The organism is Clostridium sp. NSJ-49 (assembly GCF_014287725.1).
Taxonomy (GTDB): domain Bacteria; phylum Bacillota; class Clostridia; order Clostridiales; family Clostridiaceae; genus Clostridium; species Clostridium disporicum_B.
In genome coordinates this window covers 41730-57632 of the sequence record NZ_JACOOP010000022.1, presented here as the reverse complement: position 1 = coordinate 57632, position 15903 = coordinate 41730, and the positions used below count along the sequence as shown (strand labels likewise).

The 15903-nt window shown below is 28.3% G+C and carries 14 protein-coding genes, 1 tRNA gene and 1 rRNA gene; 13 read left to right on the top strand and 3 right to left on the bottom strand.

The genetic code is table 11. The features are described from left to right. The 10 genes from H8S10_RS09570 to H8S10_RS09525 all read left to right on the top strand — a co-directional run. Window positions 1–113, top strand: a 23S ribosomal RNA gene (locus tag H8S10_RS09570); the annotation flags it as partial. Between the two features lie 52 nt (window positions 114–165). Next, a tRNA-Asn gene (locus H8S10_RS09565) sits at window positions 166–240 on the top strand. A gap of 161 nt (window positions 241–401) precedes the next feature. Further along, window positions 402–1433 carry a polysaccharide deacetylase family protein gene (locus tag H8S10_RS09560; protein WP_186838705.1) on the top strand — a complete coding sequence of 344 codons (1032 nt, stop codon included), beginning with the start codon at window positions 402–404 and terminating at the stop codon, window positions 1431–1433. Between the two features lie 186 nt (window positions 1434–1619). Further along, the gene (locus H8S10_RS09555; protein WP_186838704.1) at window positions 1620–2312 is read left to right on the top strand and encodes a response regulator transcription factor; all 693 of its coding nucleotides are present in this window, start codon (window positions 1620–1622) and stop codon (window positions 2310–2312) included. Beyond that, a complete protein-coding gene (locus H8S10_RS09550) occupies window positions 2305–3699 on the top strand; it encodes an ATP-binding protein (protein WP_186838707.1) in 1395 nt (464 codons plus the stop codon). The genes H8S10_RS09555 and H8S10_RS09550 overlap by 8 nt, the downstream gene beginning before the upstream one ends. Before the next feature lies 1 nt (window position 3700). Continuing rightward, window positions 3701–5155 carry a hypothetical protein gene (locus H8S10_RS09545; protein ID WP_186838703.1) on the top strand — a complete coding sequence of 485 codons (1455 nt, stop codon included), beginning with the start codon at window positions 3701–3703 and terminating at the stop codon, window positions 5153–5155. 1 nt (window position 5156) lies between these two features. Then, a complete protein-coding gene (locus H8S10_RS09540) occupies window positions 5157–6536 on the top strand; it encodes a TldD/PmbA family protein (protein ID WP_186838702.1) in 1380 nt (459 codons plus the stop codon). Window positions 6537–6547: 11 nt separating this feature from the next. Next, a complete protein-coding gene (locus tag H8S10_RS09535; protein WP_186838701.1) occupies window positions 6548–7891 on the top strand; it encodes a TldD/PmbA family protein in 1344 nt (447 codons plus the stop codon). Between the two features lie 117 nt (window positions 7892–8008). After that, window positions 8009–8896, top strand: a complete 888-nt coding sequence (locus H8S10_RS09530) for a diacylglycerol kinase family protein (protein WP_186838700.1) — start codon at window positions 8009–8011, stop codon at window positions 8894–8896. Between the two features lie 17 nt (window positions 8897–8913). Then, complete coding sequence (locus H8S10_RS09525) at window positions 8914–9849, top strand: FAD-dependent oxidoreductase (protein ID WP_186838699.1); 936 nt, start codon at window positions 8914–8916, stop codon at window positions 9847–9849. Between the two features lie 13 nt (window positions 9850–9862). Here the strand turns inward: H8S10_RS09525 and H8S10_RS09520 are convergent, their stop codons facing one another. Together H8S10_RS09520 and H8S10_RS09515 are read right to left on the bottom strand one after the other, a co-directional pair. Next, window positions 9863–10420 carry a GDSL-type esterase/lipase family protein gene (locus H8S10_RS09520; protein ID WP_186838698.1) on the bottom strand — a complete coding sequence of 186 codons (558 nt, stop codon included), beginning with the start codon at window positions 10418–10420 and terminating at the stop codon, window positions 9863–9865. 11 nt (window positions 10421–10431) lie between these two features. Then, window positions 10432–11049: a RusA family crossover junction endodeoxyribonuclease gene (locus H8S10_RS09515; protein WP_186838697.1), complete on the bottom strand. Its 618-nt coding sequence runs from the start codon at window positions 11047–11049 to the stop codon at window positions 10432–10434. A gap of 211 nt (window positions 11050–11260) precedes the next feature. On the opposite strand from H8S10_RS09515, the gene tsaD reads away from it, so the two are divergent. The 3 genes from tsaD (at window position 11261) to H8S10_RS09500 (ending at window position 14605) form a co-directional block, all read left to right on the top strand. Beyond that, window positions 11261–12271, top strand: a complete 1011-nt coding sequence (gene tsaD / locus H8S10_RS09510) for a tRNA (adenosine(37)-N6)-threonylcarbamoyltransferase complex transferase subunit TsaD (RefSeq protein WP_055265709.1) — start codon at window positions 11261–11263, stop codon at window positions 12269–12271. Window positions 12272–12302: 31 nt separating this feature from the next. Next, entirely contained in the window at window positions 12303–13301 is a 999-nt protein-coding gene (locus H8S10_RS09505) for an alpha/beta fold hydrolase (RefSeq protein WP_186838696.1), read from the top strand. A 116-nt stretch (window positions 13302–13417) separates the two neighbouring features. Continuing rightward, the gene (locus tag H8S10_RS09500) at window positions 13418–14605 is read left to right on the top strand and encodes a trypsin-like peptidase domain-containing protein (RefSeq protein WP_186838695.1); all 1188 of its coding nucleotides are present in this window, start codon (window positions 13418–13420) and stop codon (window positions 14603–14605) included. A gap of 83 nt (window positions 14606–14688) precedes the next feature. Here H8S10_RS09500 and H8S10_RS09495 read toward each other — a convergent pair whose 3' ends face one another. Beyond that, on the bottom strand, window positions 14689–15750 hold the full coding sequence (locus H8S10_RS09495; RefSeq protein WP_186838694.1) for an FAD:protein FMN transferase: 1062 nt from the start codon (window positions 15748–15750) through the stop codon (window positions 14689–14691). Window positions 15751–15903: the final 153 nt, after the last annotated feature.

Genomic DNA, 15903 nt, shown 5'->3' with positions numbered 1-15903 from the left:
CCCATAGCATAAGCTAGTAAGACCCCTTGAAGAACACAAGGTTGATAGGTCAGAGGTGTAAGTGCGGTAACGTATTTAGCTGACTGATACTAATAGGTCGAGGGCTTGACCAATAAAAATATAAAATTCATGTGCAATTTTCAGAGAACAAACTCTGATTAATAATCCGCGATAGCTCAATGGTGGAGCACTCGGCTGTTAACCGATAGGTTGGAGGTTCGAGCCCTCTTCGCGGAGCCATAATAAACAGAAACATTTATGTTTCTGTTTATTTTTTTACTTTTAATAATTTTTGTAACTCTTTTGTAACCATAATTAATTATTTTGTAAAGAATTAATTATATTTTAATAATATAATTTAATCAAGGGAATAATTAAAGTGATTAAGGGGAGTTTAACAGATGAAAAGTAAAAGAGCCAATACGGTTAAAAAAGGTAGGAATTATAAACATTCAAATAGATTAAAAAAGAATAAGAGGAAGTTAAATAAATTAATAAGAGCAACAATAATAATATTTATTGCACTTGTTATAAGTACAGTAGCTTTAAAATCACTTAATACTATGTCATTAGGTACAAATAAAGAAAATAACATAGATATTAAAGATAATATTAATATAATTAGTGATAACAAAGAAACCAATGAAGAACAAAATCAGTTAAAAGAAGAAAATATTAATGATAATGAATCAAACAATAAAAAAGTAGATTCTGATGAAATGGTGTACTTGCCATTACAAGAAGATATAAATGCTACAGATGCTAGAGAAGTCCAAAATAGATTAACTTATTGGAATTATCAAAGAGAAGATAACAAGAAAATTGCATATTTAACATTTGATGATGGGCCATCAGAATATGTTACAGATGAAATATTAGATGTTTTAAAAGAAAAAGATGTAAAAGCTACATTTTTTATATTAGGAAGTATGGTTGATAAAAATGACTATGCTAAAAGAGCCTTAAAAAGAATAGTTAAAGAAGGGCATGCCATTGGAAATCATGGATATTGTCATAGATATGATGTATTGTATCCAGGTGGAGTAGTTAATGCAGATGTATTTATGGATGATATGAAAAAGTCAGAAGATGCAATGAAAAAAGTACTAGGAGAGAATTTTAGTACAAAGGTTATAAGATTTCCAGGTGGACATGGTTCTTGGGATACATCAACTATAGATAGTGTTTTAGAACAAGATGGATATTCATATATTGATTGGAATACTCTTAATGGAGATGCAGAGGGGCAAGGATTAAGTCCAGATCAATTACTAGCTAGATTACAAGAGACTGTAACAGACCTAGAGGGAAATAACGATGTTATAGTAATTTTAATGCATGATACAGATGCAAAAGAAAGTACTGCACAATATTTAGGGAAGGCTATAGATTACTTAAAAAGTCAAGGATATGAATTCAAAACATTAAAATAAACTTAAATGTCGGATAAATAGTATAAACTATTTATTCGGCATTTTTTATATAAAGTATAAGCATAATAAAGAAAAAGTGAATATTTATATAAGTTACATTTAAAGAGATATACTATATTTTCAAATTCATATTGTAGTAAAAAATAGAAAACATGTTATATAATTATATAAAATGGAGGTAGAAAAGTGGAGAAGATATTATTAATAGAAGATGAAGCTAGTATAAGAGGTTTTTTAAAAATAAATTTAAAAAGAAATAATTTTGATGTGTTGGAATGTGATAATGGGGAAGAAGGTATACAAATAGCATTACTTGAAAGACCAAAGATTGTTATATTAGATGTTATGCTACCAGGTATAGATGGATTTGAAGTATGTAAGATACTAAGAGAAAAAATAAGTGATATAGGAATAATTATGCTTACAGCAAAAGGACAGGATATGGATAAAATAATAGGATTAGAATATGGAGCAGATGATTATATTGTAAAGCCATTTAATCCTATGGAAGTTATATTAAGGATAAAGGCTATATTAAGACGCATAGGTAAGGAAGAGAAAGGAAACGAAATACTTGAAAATGGGCCATTTAAAATAGATTTATATTCACAGAAAGTTAGTAAGAATGATGTAGAGTTAGACTTAACACCAAAGGAATATTTACTTATGAAGTTATTTTTAGAAAATCCTAAAAAGGCATTTACTAGAGATGAGCTACTAAATATATTATGGGGAAAAAATTATTTTGGAGATTTAAAGATAATAGATGTTAATATAAGAAGGTTAAGGGCTAAAATTGAGAATGATTCATCTGCACCAAAATATATAGAAACTATATGGGGAACAGGGTATAGATGGAATGGTAAAGAAGATGAATAGTGTAAGGAGTAAATTAATAAAGAACTTTCTAATAGTAATTGTATCTACTGTAATAATATTAGATATATTTATGATAGTTTTCTTTAAGGAATACTACTATAAAAATAGACAAGACTTTTTAACAAATCAGATTGAATCATCAATAAATTTTTATGATAAGTATTTTTCAAGTCAGACATTAATACAAAATATCTATGACAATATAGATTCTTTTTGGAATAATATAAATGCACAAGTAGAAATATTAGATCCAAACGGAAAACTACTTATGGATTCTATAGGAATAAGAGATGATAAGTTACTACAAACTCCTGACATAGGAAAGGCTATTAATGGAGAAACTGCTAGATGGGTTGGTAAAAGTGATTATTATCATGGAAATATAATGATTGTATCTCATCCTATAATAATAAATGGTGAATTAAATGGAATAATAAGAGTTATATCTTCGTTAGAAGATATAGATAATACAATAAATGCTTTTATAATATTGTTTTTAATAATATCTTCAATAGTTATATTAATAGGATTGATATTGAGTATATTAATGGCAAAATCAATAGTAGATCCTATTAAATCAATAACTAAAGTTGCTAAAAAGATGGCAAGTGGAGATTTAAAGATTAAGAGTTCAGTATATAACAATGAAGAAATAACTCAATTATCTAATACATTAAATTACATGGCATCAGAGATAGAAAAGAGAGAAAAATTAAAAAATGAATTTATATCTTCAGTTTCTCATGAATTAAGAACTCCACTAACTGCAATTAAAGGTTGGGTTATTACTTTAAATGATGATGAGACAGATAAAGAAACATTAAAAATGGGATTTGATATAATTGAAAAAGAAACTGATAGGCTTACGCTTATGGTTGAAGAGCTATTAGATTTTTCTAAGCTAGTAAGTGGGATAGTTCATCTTAATAAAAGAAATGTTGATATAAGAAGCTTTGTAACTCATATTGAAAATTATATGAAACCTAGGGCAGTAAACGAAGATATAGTGTTTAATGTAGATATTAGTAATAATGTATCTAAAGGATTTTTTGATTACAATAAAATGAAACAAGTTTTAATAAATATATTAGATAATGCATTTAAATTTACTGATAAAGAAAGAAAGGTAAGTTTATTTGTAGACCAAAATGAAAGTGATATAAAATTTACTATTATAGATAGTGGAGTAGGAATAAGTGAGGAAGAACTGCCTAAAGTAAAAGAAAAATTTTATAAAGGTAAAAATAGCAATTCACAGAATGGAATTGGATTATCCATATGTGATGAAATAATAAAACTTCATAAGGGAACTTTCAATATAGAAAGTGAACTTGGAAAAGGAACATCAGTTAAAATTACTATTCCGAATATTAAGGAGGAAAAGTAGTATGAAATATAAGTTGTTTGTAGTAGTTCTTATCCTTAATATAATATTTATAGGATGTTCAAAGTCAAATAATTTAGATGATATACTAGTAGATAATACGTTTAAGTATAGTGGAACATGGATAGTAGAAAGTTATTCTAGTATATCAGAAGATAAATATAATGAAGCGGAAGATTTAACAGGAAAAGAAGTTCAAATAAAAAAAGATTCTATAAAAATATTTAATTCTTTAGTTGCAAACGTTAGATATAAGCTAAAGGTTGTAGATAAGAGCTATGTAATATCATATGAAAACAATATTACTGCAGAAAGATTTATGGGATCAAAAGATAGAGTAGATATTATTTCGGCTATAGATAATAATATAACTTTATGTGAATTTATAATTTTAGATGATGATAATATAGTTATGATATATAGGTCAGACTTAATATATTTAAAAAAGATTAGTAGTGATACAAATTTTACTGTTAATAATGGAAATATAATCAATGATAATTCTATAGATGATAGTAATAATAGTGATGTTGGTGTTATGATTGGACTAAAAAAACCAAGAATGTTAAATGAAGATGGTAGCTATACTCAAGATGAATATAGAACTATTTGGATAAGTTATAAGAATGACTATATAAATGCTATATATGAAAAAGAGAATATTATATTTCCGAGAATAAATGGTATTTGGTCTATAAAATTTAAATATGATGAGATAGACAATAAACATTTTGATTACTTTGAGATAAGTACCTTAGAAGGAAAAATAGTTAGTAATAGTGAATATAATAAAGAGGTAAGTACTTATAAAAGTATTAATTTTATAGGAAATGATTATATAGCGTTAGAAAGTTATAGAGGAGATAATTTTATAAATGAATACCATGATTATAAAATAATACCTGTAGATAATATTAACTCTAATGATGGATTAACTATAGAACAGCTTTTTAATAAAGATATTAAAGAGTTATATGATGCTGACTTTAAAAAGGCTTATGAAAATATAACAGATGAAGATAAAGAAGATTATAAAAATACAGTAGATTATACTAATATAACTATGGATAGACATGATGGTAAATGGATATTAAAAGGTAAAATAACATCAGTTAAAGAAAATGAAGATGGTAAAGATTTTAGTACTTCTATAGCTCCAAATACAAAGTTAATTAATTTTAATTCTTTATTAGTACCATGGAAAATATTAAAAGGAGAAGTACCTTTTTTATCAGATGCATATACTTCACCTAATGGAGAAATAGCAATAGTTAAATATAAAAATTATTTAACTGTATATAGAATAGAAGATGGACACTTACAAGGTTCACCATTAATAAATATACCAATGAAGGAAAATGAAGAAATAATAATGGCAGAATGGTGCACTAGTGGATATGTAGATGAATGGCAAAAAGCTTTTAATGATGGAAGCGAGATATATATAGAGGAGGAATAGAATGTTATCAAGAGAAGTAGCACAAAGAGTTTTAGGAAGGTGTTTAATTACAGGAGGAGATTTTGCAGAAATATTTGAAGAGGATACTATAAATAATACTATAGGAATTCTTAATGGAAAAGTTGAAAATTCTGTTGGTGGAAGAAGCTATGGAATAGGAATAAGGATATTTAAAGGGTTAAAAAGCGTATATGCTTATACAAATAACAATAGTTTATCATCATTACTTAATGTTGCTTATAAAGCAGCATTAGCTCTTGGAGAAGCCAAGGAAGAAAAAAATATAGTATTAGACTGTACAACTATCAAAAATTCACATCCAATTATACACATGCCATCTAGCATTGATATAAATAAAAAGATTGGTGTTATGAAGATAGCTTATAATGCAGCCAAAGATTATAGCAGCGAAATATCTCAAGTTGGAGTAAATTATATAGATAAAGAGCAAAATGTTTTAATCGCAAACACTGAAGGGTTATATGTAGAGGATAAGAGAGTTAGAACAAGACTTGCGATTAATTCAGTAGCATCTCTTAATGGAGAAAATCAAACTGGATTTGAAGGACCAGGAGCTCATATGGGATTTGAACTTTTTAATCATATAAATCCAGAGTACTATGGAAAAGAAGCTTCAAGAATAGCATATACAATGCTTCATGCTAAAAATTGTCCAGCAGGTAAAATGACGGTAGCTATAGATAACGGATTTGGTGGAGTTATATTCCACGAAGCTTGTGGACACTCATTGGAAGCAACTGCTGTAGCAAAAGGAAATTCTGTATTTACTGGAAAACTTGGTGAACAAATAGCTTCAACAAAGGTCACAGCTATTGATGATGGTACAATTCCTAATGCATGGGGTTCATTAAACATTGATGATGAAGGTAATAAAACTCAAAAGAATGTTCTTATTGAAAATGGTATTTTAAAATCTTATATGATAGATAGATTGAATGGTAGAAGAATGGGGATGGCTCCAACAGGAAGTGGAAGAAGACAAAGTTATAAATTTGCTCCAACTTCAAGAATGACTAATACTTATATAGCTAACGGTGAGGATTCACCAGAAGAAATAATAAAATCAATTAAAGATGGATTATATGCGAAGAAGATGGGTGGAGGTTCTGTAAATCCAGTAACAGGAGAATTTAACTTCGCAGTATCTGAAGGATATATAGTTAAAAATGGTGAAATACAAGAACCAGTAAGAGGAGCTAGCCTAATAGGAAAAGGTAGCGAAATACTTATGAATATAGATATGGTAGGAAATAATATGACACAAGGTCAAGGAATGTGTGGATCATCATCAGGAAGCATACCTACAAATGTTGGTCAACCAATGATAAGAGTAAGTGAAATAACTGTAGGTGGAAGATAGGGGGGATATTTATGAAATTAAATCAATTTGTTAATGAATTATTTGATAAAGCAAAAGAAGTTGGATTTGCTGAATGTGAAGTATATTATGTTGATAGAGAAAGCCTTAGTATAGGAGTATATAAAGGTGAAGTTGAAAAATATAATTTAAATAACTCCTATGGACTATCATTTAGAGGAAAGATAAATGATAAAATAGGATATTCATATACTGAGATATTAGATAAAGAAGCTATAGATATGCTTGTAAGAAGTGCAAAGGAAAGTGCGTTAGCCGTAGAAAGTGACGATATTCAGTTTATATATGAAGGAGATAAGGAATATAAGGATGTTAGCACTTATTATCCTGCATTAGAAAATATAGAAGCTGATAAGCTTATAAATATAGCATTAGGAATGGAGAGAAAAGCTAAGGAGCTTTCAGATAAAGTAACTAGCTTTAGTGGATGTTCAGTTAGTTATAGTTCTGGAAAATATGGAATAATTAATACAAAAGGATTAAATTTAAAAAATAAATCTAATATATTAACTGCGTATGTTGTACCTATACTTACTATTGATAATAAAATGTATGATGGTTTTGGATATGTAGTAGCAAAATCTTTAGATGAGGTTGATGTTAAGAAGATAGCAAAACAGGGAATAGAAGAGGCTTTATCTAAAGTAAATGGAAAGAGCATTGAGTCAGGTAGTTATCCAATAGTAATAAAAAATGAAGCAATGGTATCTTTACTTTCAACTTTTGCAGGAGTATTTAGCGCAGATGCAGCTCAAAAAGGATTAAGTTTATTAAAAGATAGAGAAGGAGAAGTTATTGCAAGTTCAAATGTATCTTTAGTAGATGATCCACATTTAGAAGATGGATTAGCAACTGTAGGATTTGATGATGAAGGAGTAGCAACTAAGAAAACATATTTAATAAAGAATGGTAAACTAGAAACTTTACTTCATAATTTAAAAACAGCTAATAAAGCAGGAGTTAAGTCAACTGGTAATGGATTTAAAGGATCTTATGCTTCACCTATATCAGTTTCTCCAACTAATTTTTATATTGAACCAGGAGATAAGGATTTTGACGGAATAATATCATCAATAGATAAAGGGTTAATAATTTGTGATTTTGCAGGATTACACTCAGGTGCTAATTCAATAACTGGAGATTTCTCTTTAGCAGCAAAAGGATTCTATATAGAGAATGGCAAAAAAACATTTCCAGTTGAACAAATAACTATAGCAGGTAATTTCTTTGATATGTTAAAAAATATTGAAGAAATAGGAAATGACTTATTATTCCCTATGAGTAGTGTAGGAAGTCCGTCTATTAAAGTAAATGGCCTTTCAGTAGCAGGAGAATAATTATTTACAATATATGTAAAATAATATAAAATTAAATTAAGGATCTGTCATATAGCTATTTATAAATTAAATACATATTTATAAATAGCTATAAATTTTTTATTGAGGTATTATAGTATGAAGCATTTATTTATTATTAATCCTATTGCAGGTAAGGGAAATGCAATTAGGTGTAAAGAAATAATAGAAAAATATTTTGAAGATGAAGATGACTACTATGAAATTATAACTACTGAAAGACCGGAAGAAGCTACAGATGTTGTCAAAAATTATGATTATAGTGAAGAATGTAAGGTCTATTCTGTAGGAGGAGATGGAACTTTAAATGAAGTTATAAACGGATTAATAGGAAAAAATGCATCTTTAGGAATAATACCAGCTGGATCAGGAAATGATTTTGTAAGAAGTTATTTAGATTATAGTGATTTAAGCAATATCATAAAAGATACTATAGAGGGTGAAAGTAAAGAAGTAGATGTTGGATGTATAAACGATAGGTATTTTATAAATATATCTGCAATTGGTTTTCCAGCAGATGTTAATTTGAATGCAAAGATATTTAAAAATAAACATATTATATCGGGGTCATTAGCTTATATATTAGGAGCATTAGTATCATTATTTAAGTTTAAATCTGAAAAAATAAAGTTTATAATAGATGGTGTAGAAAATACTGATGAAATGTTTTTAGTTGCATTAGCTAATGGTAGATATTATGGTGGAGGAATAGTTTTAGCTCCAGATGCTGAATTGTCAGATGGAAGTTTAGATTTTTATGGGATAAAAAAATCTAATCCATATAAAATTCTAAGATATCTAGTAGCTTTTTTAACTAAAAAAGATATTAGAAAATTTAAAGATACTTATTATAATAAATGTAAAACTCTAAAAATAATTTCTGAAAAAGAAATAATAAGTAATATAGATGGAGAAATAATAAAGTCTAATGAATTTAATTTTGAAATAATACCAAAAGGGATAAAGCTTATTGTACCTAAGAATTAAGGTATGGAGGGATAATAATGAAGGAATATAATTTAGTAATTATAGGGGCTGGAGCATCAGGACTTTTAGCTGGAATAGCAGCATTAGAAGAAAATATAGAAAATGTTTTAATAATAGAGCAAGAAGAGGATTTAGGTGGAAACCTAAACTTATTTATAAATAATGATTTTGGAGAATTTCATTTAGGAGAAAAGGTTCCAGGTCCGGAATTTGCTAGTATATTAATTACAACATATATTAGCTTAAATGGACAGTTTAAAAATAATACAAGAGTTTTAGAGATAACTGATAATAAAAAGATTAAGTATGTTAATCCTTATGAAGGGGAAGCAGAGATAATAGCCAATAAAATAATATTAGCTTCTGGATGTAGAGAGAAGTACACAGGTAACATAATAGTGCCAATACATAAATATACAGGAATATTCTCAACGGCTGCAGCTCATAGATTAGTAAATTTTCAAGGTTTATTACCAGGAAGAGAAGTAATATTATCAGGTAATACAATGTGGACATATATATTAGCGAGAAGACTTGTTATTGAAGGAGCTAAAGTAAAAGGTATAATAACGTCAAGAGAAAGCGTAAATGAAGATTTAGCTAATATAATAGATGAATTTGATGTACCTGTTATATGTAATAGTGAAGTTGTCGAAGTTGGTGGAAGTGAAAGAATAGAGTGGGCTAGAATAGAAAATTATAGTGGAAAAGAGGAATCTAAAATTATAGAGTGTGATTCTTTAGTTCTTGCTATTGGATACTATCCAGAAATTGATTATTTAAAAAATAGTAATATTAAGATAAATGAAGACTCTTTAGAGATAGAAAATTATAAAACATCTATAGATGATATATATTGTTGTGGAACAATTATAAATGGTAGTAATGGATTGTTCAATAGTGGAGAAGATGGATATAAAGTTGGAAAAATAGTAGCATCACAAATGAAATAAAGTGCTTCGCACTTTATTTCAAGAACTCCTTTAACATAAGTTGATGTCCTTTAGGATTTAAGTGTATTCCATCGAGATAAATATTACTTTTTATATTGTTTTTTGTTAAAGAATAAAAATCAACATATTTACAACTATAATTATTACAAAGAGAAATGATATTTTCTCTTAATATTGGGAGTGAGGCTTTACAATAATCATATGTAGGTGATTCCATAAATAAATTATAAGCATCTTCAATAATTATATCTGGAGGTATTCCTATAATTATGTCAGAATTAATTAATTTTAAATCTTTAATCATTAATTCGATATTTGACTTTATAGATAATATGCTTCTATTACATAATAAATCATTTGTACCACCCATAATAAATACCTTTCTAGGGGTAAGGGATATTACATCTTTATCAAATCTTACAAGCATATCTATAGTAGTGCTACCATTAATACCTTTATTTATTATATTAAATTCAGAAGTACTAGCAATTAATTCAACCCAGCACTCTTTTTTATTTACTCCATAACCAAAGGTTAGGCTATCTCCTAAAAAAACGAAATTATCTTTCATTTTATATCTCCTTAAAATAACTTTGTAAAACAAGTTCTACATATAATAGTTTTTCCACCATCAGCTTTTACGCATGAATTAAGATCTACTGTCTTGTTACAAACAGAACAAACGCTATTTGAAGATTTAAGTTTTTCTTCTTTTTTCTTAATAGGAGCTTTAGTAGATTTTTTTAGTGAAGAATATAAGAGCTTATCTTTTCTATCAACATTTTCTATTAGTGAATAAGATAATGAGAATTTACTTTCTGCAAAAAGTTCAAGTTCAAACCTAGGATTTTCTTTATCATAAAATTCCTCTACAATTATTCTTCTTATTTGAGCATCATTTACTATTAAGCCGCTCTTTTCTATTCCGTCAAAGATACTTTTTGTAATATTAGCTGTATCTGGATGACGTTTTTCGCTTTTATAATAAACTTTTAAAATTGCAATTAATGATTCCTCAAAAACTATAGTTGGATTTTGACTTCTGGCATAGTAAGCTATTTCTTCTTCATATAATGCATATTTATCATGTACCTTACCTGTATTGTAAGGAAGAATTGCTCTACCATCTTTATTATGTAATTTGAAATTTGACTTTGAAATTGGTGACCCTGGGACAATAACTTTAGCATAAGTATTCATATAAATCTCCTTAAAAATCCAAAAAATGAAACAAAAAATGATGAATAATTTGTTTAATAAGTATATAATATTCGTAATAGTTAGATGTAGTTCTAAATCTATACTAAAATATACAGTAGAAAGAATAAATTAACAAGTAATAGTTTGAATATAAATAATTGATGATATATAATACAAGTATTGTAAAAACAAGAAAAGAAGAGGTATATATATGGAAAAAAAATATATTTTATCTATAGAGTCAAGTTGTGATGAAACTTCTGCGGCAGTAGTAGTAGACGGTAGGGAAGTTTTATCAAATGTAATAGCATCTCAAATAGATACACATAAAAAATTTGGTGGAGTTGTACCAGAAGTTGCATCAAGAATGCATATTGAAGTAATAAGCGGAGTAGTAGAAGAAGCACTTCAAAAAGCAAATGTAACTCTAGATCAAATTGATGCTATAGGAGTTACATATGGACCTGGACTTGTTGGAGCACTTTTAGTAGGCTTACAATATGCGAAAGGATTAGCTTTTGCAACTAAAAAACCTTTAATAGGAGTAAATCACATAGAAGGACATATATGTGCTAATTATATACAGCATAAGGACTTAAAGCCACCATTTGTATCATTAGTAGTATCTGGTGGACATACGTTTATAGTTCACGTAAAAGACTATGGACAATATGAAGTAATAGGTCAAACAAGAGATGATGCTGCTGGTGAAGCTTATGATAAAGTAGCTAGAGCTTTAGGGCTTGGGTATCCAGGAGGTCCTAAGATAGATAAATTATCTAAGGAAGGTAATCCAAATGCTATTGAGTTTCCAAAAGCTAAATTCCAAGAAGACACATTAGACTTCTCATTTAGTGGAGTAAAATCTGCAGTATTAAATTATTTGAATAAGTGTAAAATGCAAAACATTGAAGTTAATGCAGCAGATGTTGCGGCTTCTTTCCAAAAAGCTGTAGTTGATGTATTAACTGAAAATGTATTATTAACTTGTAAAAGAAGAAAAGTGAATAAGATAGCTATAGCTGGGGGCGTAGCATCTAATTCAACCTTAAGAGAGAATTTAATAAAAGTTGCAGGAAAGAAAGGAATAGATGTATTATTCCCAGATATGATTCTTTGTACAGACAATGCTGCTATGATTGGTAGTGCTGCATATTATAACTTTATAAATGGGAAGGAAAATAACTTAAGTTTAAATGCTAAGCCAAACTTAAAGTTATAATTATACAAAAGAAAATAAGGGGGGATGGGAAATGAAGCTATTGCCATATTCAAATGGTTTAAGAAAAGTTAGCATGAAAAAAAATCGAACGCCTAAAGAGATTGCAAAGCTAATTTTAATAATACTTAGTATAATATTTGTAATAGGGTTTGTTTATCAAAAAATAAGCAATTTTATTACTAAGGAAACTTTAAGACAAAGAGTTGATTATACTACAGTAGATGATAGAAGAATGGACTATAGGTTAGAAGGAGAAGGGAACTATACTGTAGTTTTTGATGGAGGAATAGGAGGAAATTTAGAACAGTGGACACCTGTTGTTGATGAATTAAGTGACGATAATGTAAGTACATTTGTTTATAATAGAAGAGGTTATGGATATAGTGATTCAGGACCAGAAAGAACCCCAGAAGAGCAAGCACAAGATCTAAAAATATTACTTAGAAAGGCTGGAGCTCCAGAACCGTATATATTAGTAGGAGAGGGATATGGATCATTAGTGTTAACAAGCTTTGCAGAACAATTTAAAGATAGTGTTGCTGGTGTAATGTTGATAAATCCATTAGATGAATCATATATAGGATCAAAGGATTATAATAAGAAACAATTAATTACTAAAATAAGAAGAAATATTGAGAAAATAGGATCAAATTTTGGTTTGACAGAATTGTTAGATAAGTTAAATTTAGATGTTAGTTTAGATGATTTTGAAAATTCTATTTCAGGAGATCAGTTAGAGGAGTTTAAAGCACAAAGAACTAAAACAAAATATACAACTGCTGTATATAATGAAATGAACAACTTATCTAAAGGATTAAGTAGTAGCCAAAATCCAGGAGTATTTTCCGGAATACCATATTACTTAATGACTAATTCTGATGGAGAGAAGTTTAAAGATTTAGGAGATGAATCATTAACTAAAATTTATAAAACAGAATCAGAAACAATTTTTTCAGGTTTAAATAGCACAGAAAGTGTTGTAAATGGAATTAGATATATAGTTAAAGAATTACAAAGTAAACAAAGGTAGAAATAAAAAGATGGGCTTTATTAGCTCATTTTTTTTATTATTTTAATTTTGTCATATATTTGACACATTATAGGTTTATATTATAAATATAGAAAAAAGTAAGAGGAGTGTACATTATGGACAACGAAAATATTTATGATGCAGTTTATAAAGAAGAGAATTTGAATCAGAAAAATGAAAATAATAGCTATAATAGCGAAAGAAATAGAAAGCCAAGAAAAAAAGGTGGCGGAATGGGAAAAATAATTGCTCTAGTAGTTTCTTGTTCATTACTAGGTGGTGTTGCAGGTAGTGGATTAACATATGTTATGATGAATAACGAAGTAGATACAACTCAACAAAATACTGTAAGCAATGTAAACACTGCAGATGTTAGTTTTAAAAATGATAGTACATTATCTATAACAGAAGCTTTTGAGAAAGTTGCACCAGCAGTAGTAACTGTATCAACTAAGGGAGTTACATCAAATGGTTTCTTCCAACAACAATATGAAGGTGTAGGTTCAGGTTTTATTATAAATGAAGATGGATATATATTAACTAATTATCATGTTATTGAAGGTGCTTCAGAAATATCAGTTACTTTAAGTGATAACACAACTGTAGCAGCAAAGGTTGTTAATTATGATGAAAACCAAGATGTAGCAATGTTAAAGATAACAGATAGTGATGTTAAAATTCCAGCAGTAGTTGAATTAGGAGATTCAGATCAATTAAGACAAGGTGAATCAGTAATTGCTATAGGAACACCTTTATCAACTAATTTATCACAAACCGTTACAAATGGTATAGTTAGTGCATTGAATAGAAATGTTGAGACTGAGTCAGGAGTTATGCAAAATCTTATTCAAACAGATGCATCTATAAATCCAGGAAATAGTGGTGGACCATTAGTAAATACTAGAGGTCAGGTAGTAGGAATTAATACAATGAAGGCTACTGGTACTGATACTGAAGGTATAGGTTTTGCAATTCCTATAAACGATATAAGTGATAAAATAGAATCTTTATCAAAACCAATATTAAATCTTGGAATATCAATTAGAACAGTAGACGAAACATTAGCAAATAAATTAAGTATGGAACAAGGTTTATATGTTGTTGAAGTAAATGAATTCTCTCCAGCAGAAAAAGCAGGAGTAAAGCCGGGAGACTTAATTGTTAAAGTAGATGGTCAAGGAGTTAAAACTTTTGATGAATTAAAAGAAATTAAGAACTCAAAAAATGATGGAGACACTATTACGTTAGAAGTTATAAGAGATGGAAAAACTAAAACATTAAACGTAACTTTAACATCAGAGTAATTTATTTAATCAAATAAGTAACAATTAATAATTGAGATTACTGAAAAGAGCTAGCGAATGCTAGCTCTTTAATATATATTTTTTTAGTTCATAACTTTAAAGTTGTCATCTCTTAACTCAAAATTATCTTTAATTCCTGATGTAAGATATATTCCATTATCTTTAGTAACAAATATTGCATCTACACCATCTAATCCTTCTACAAATTTTATACCTTCATCAACGCCAAGGGCAAATACAGATGTAGATAATGCATCACCTGTAGTTGATTTATCGCTTATAATAGTTATACCAGCAATAGTATTCTCATATGGATAACCTGTTTCTGGGTTTAATATATGATGATATTTAACTCCGTTAACTTCGATATATCTCTCATATACACCTGAAGTAACTATAGATTTATTTTTTGTAGAAATAGCACCTACTATTTCACCTCTAGTTGAAAAAGGATTTTGAATACCTATTTTCCAAGCATCACCTGAAACTTTTTCACCATGTGCAAATATATTACCACCAAGATCTATAATTGCACTTTTAACTCCTTCATTAGTTAACATCTTAGAAATAACATCTGCAGTATATCCTTTTGCTATACCACCTAAATCAAGCATCATACCAGGTCTAGTTAAAAATACAGTTTTGTTGTTTTCATCTATAATAACGTCTTTATAATTAGTTAATGGAAGAACTGCATCTATCTCATCCTGGGTTGGAATATCTTCTGTAGGACGATCTGGTATATTCCAAAGCTTAACTAATGGACCTATTGTTATGTCAAACTTACCATGAGAAAGATCTGAATAGTAAAGCCCTTCTTTAACTACTTCCATTGTATCATCAGATACTTTAACTGGTTCAATACCTGCATTTTCATTTATTTTATCTACTTCTGTACCTGCTTCATTTATACTTAATGTTTCTTCTAAATTTTTAACTTTATCAAAAACCTTATCAAGGATTGTTTCATCAGTAGAGTCATATAAAGTAACACTGATAACTGTACCCATTAGCATTTCAGTACGCTTTATAGGTTCTTGCTGAGTAGTTTGTTCATTTTTTTTAGTATTTTGACCACAACCAACAAGCATAAATACTAAGGACAAACATAAAAGTGATTTTGAATACTTTTTGAATTTAAACATATGTAATTTCCTCCTTTGAATAGAAATGTGTACGACGAAGTCAAACCTTTCACCAAAATGCTTCGCACTTTATTTTTATTGTTTACTAACTAATTATAAAATATAAAGAAAACATTAACAATATAAATAGATTATGTAAAAATTATTATGATA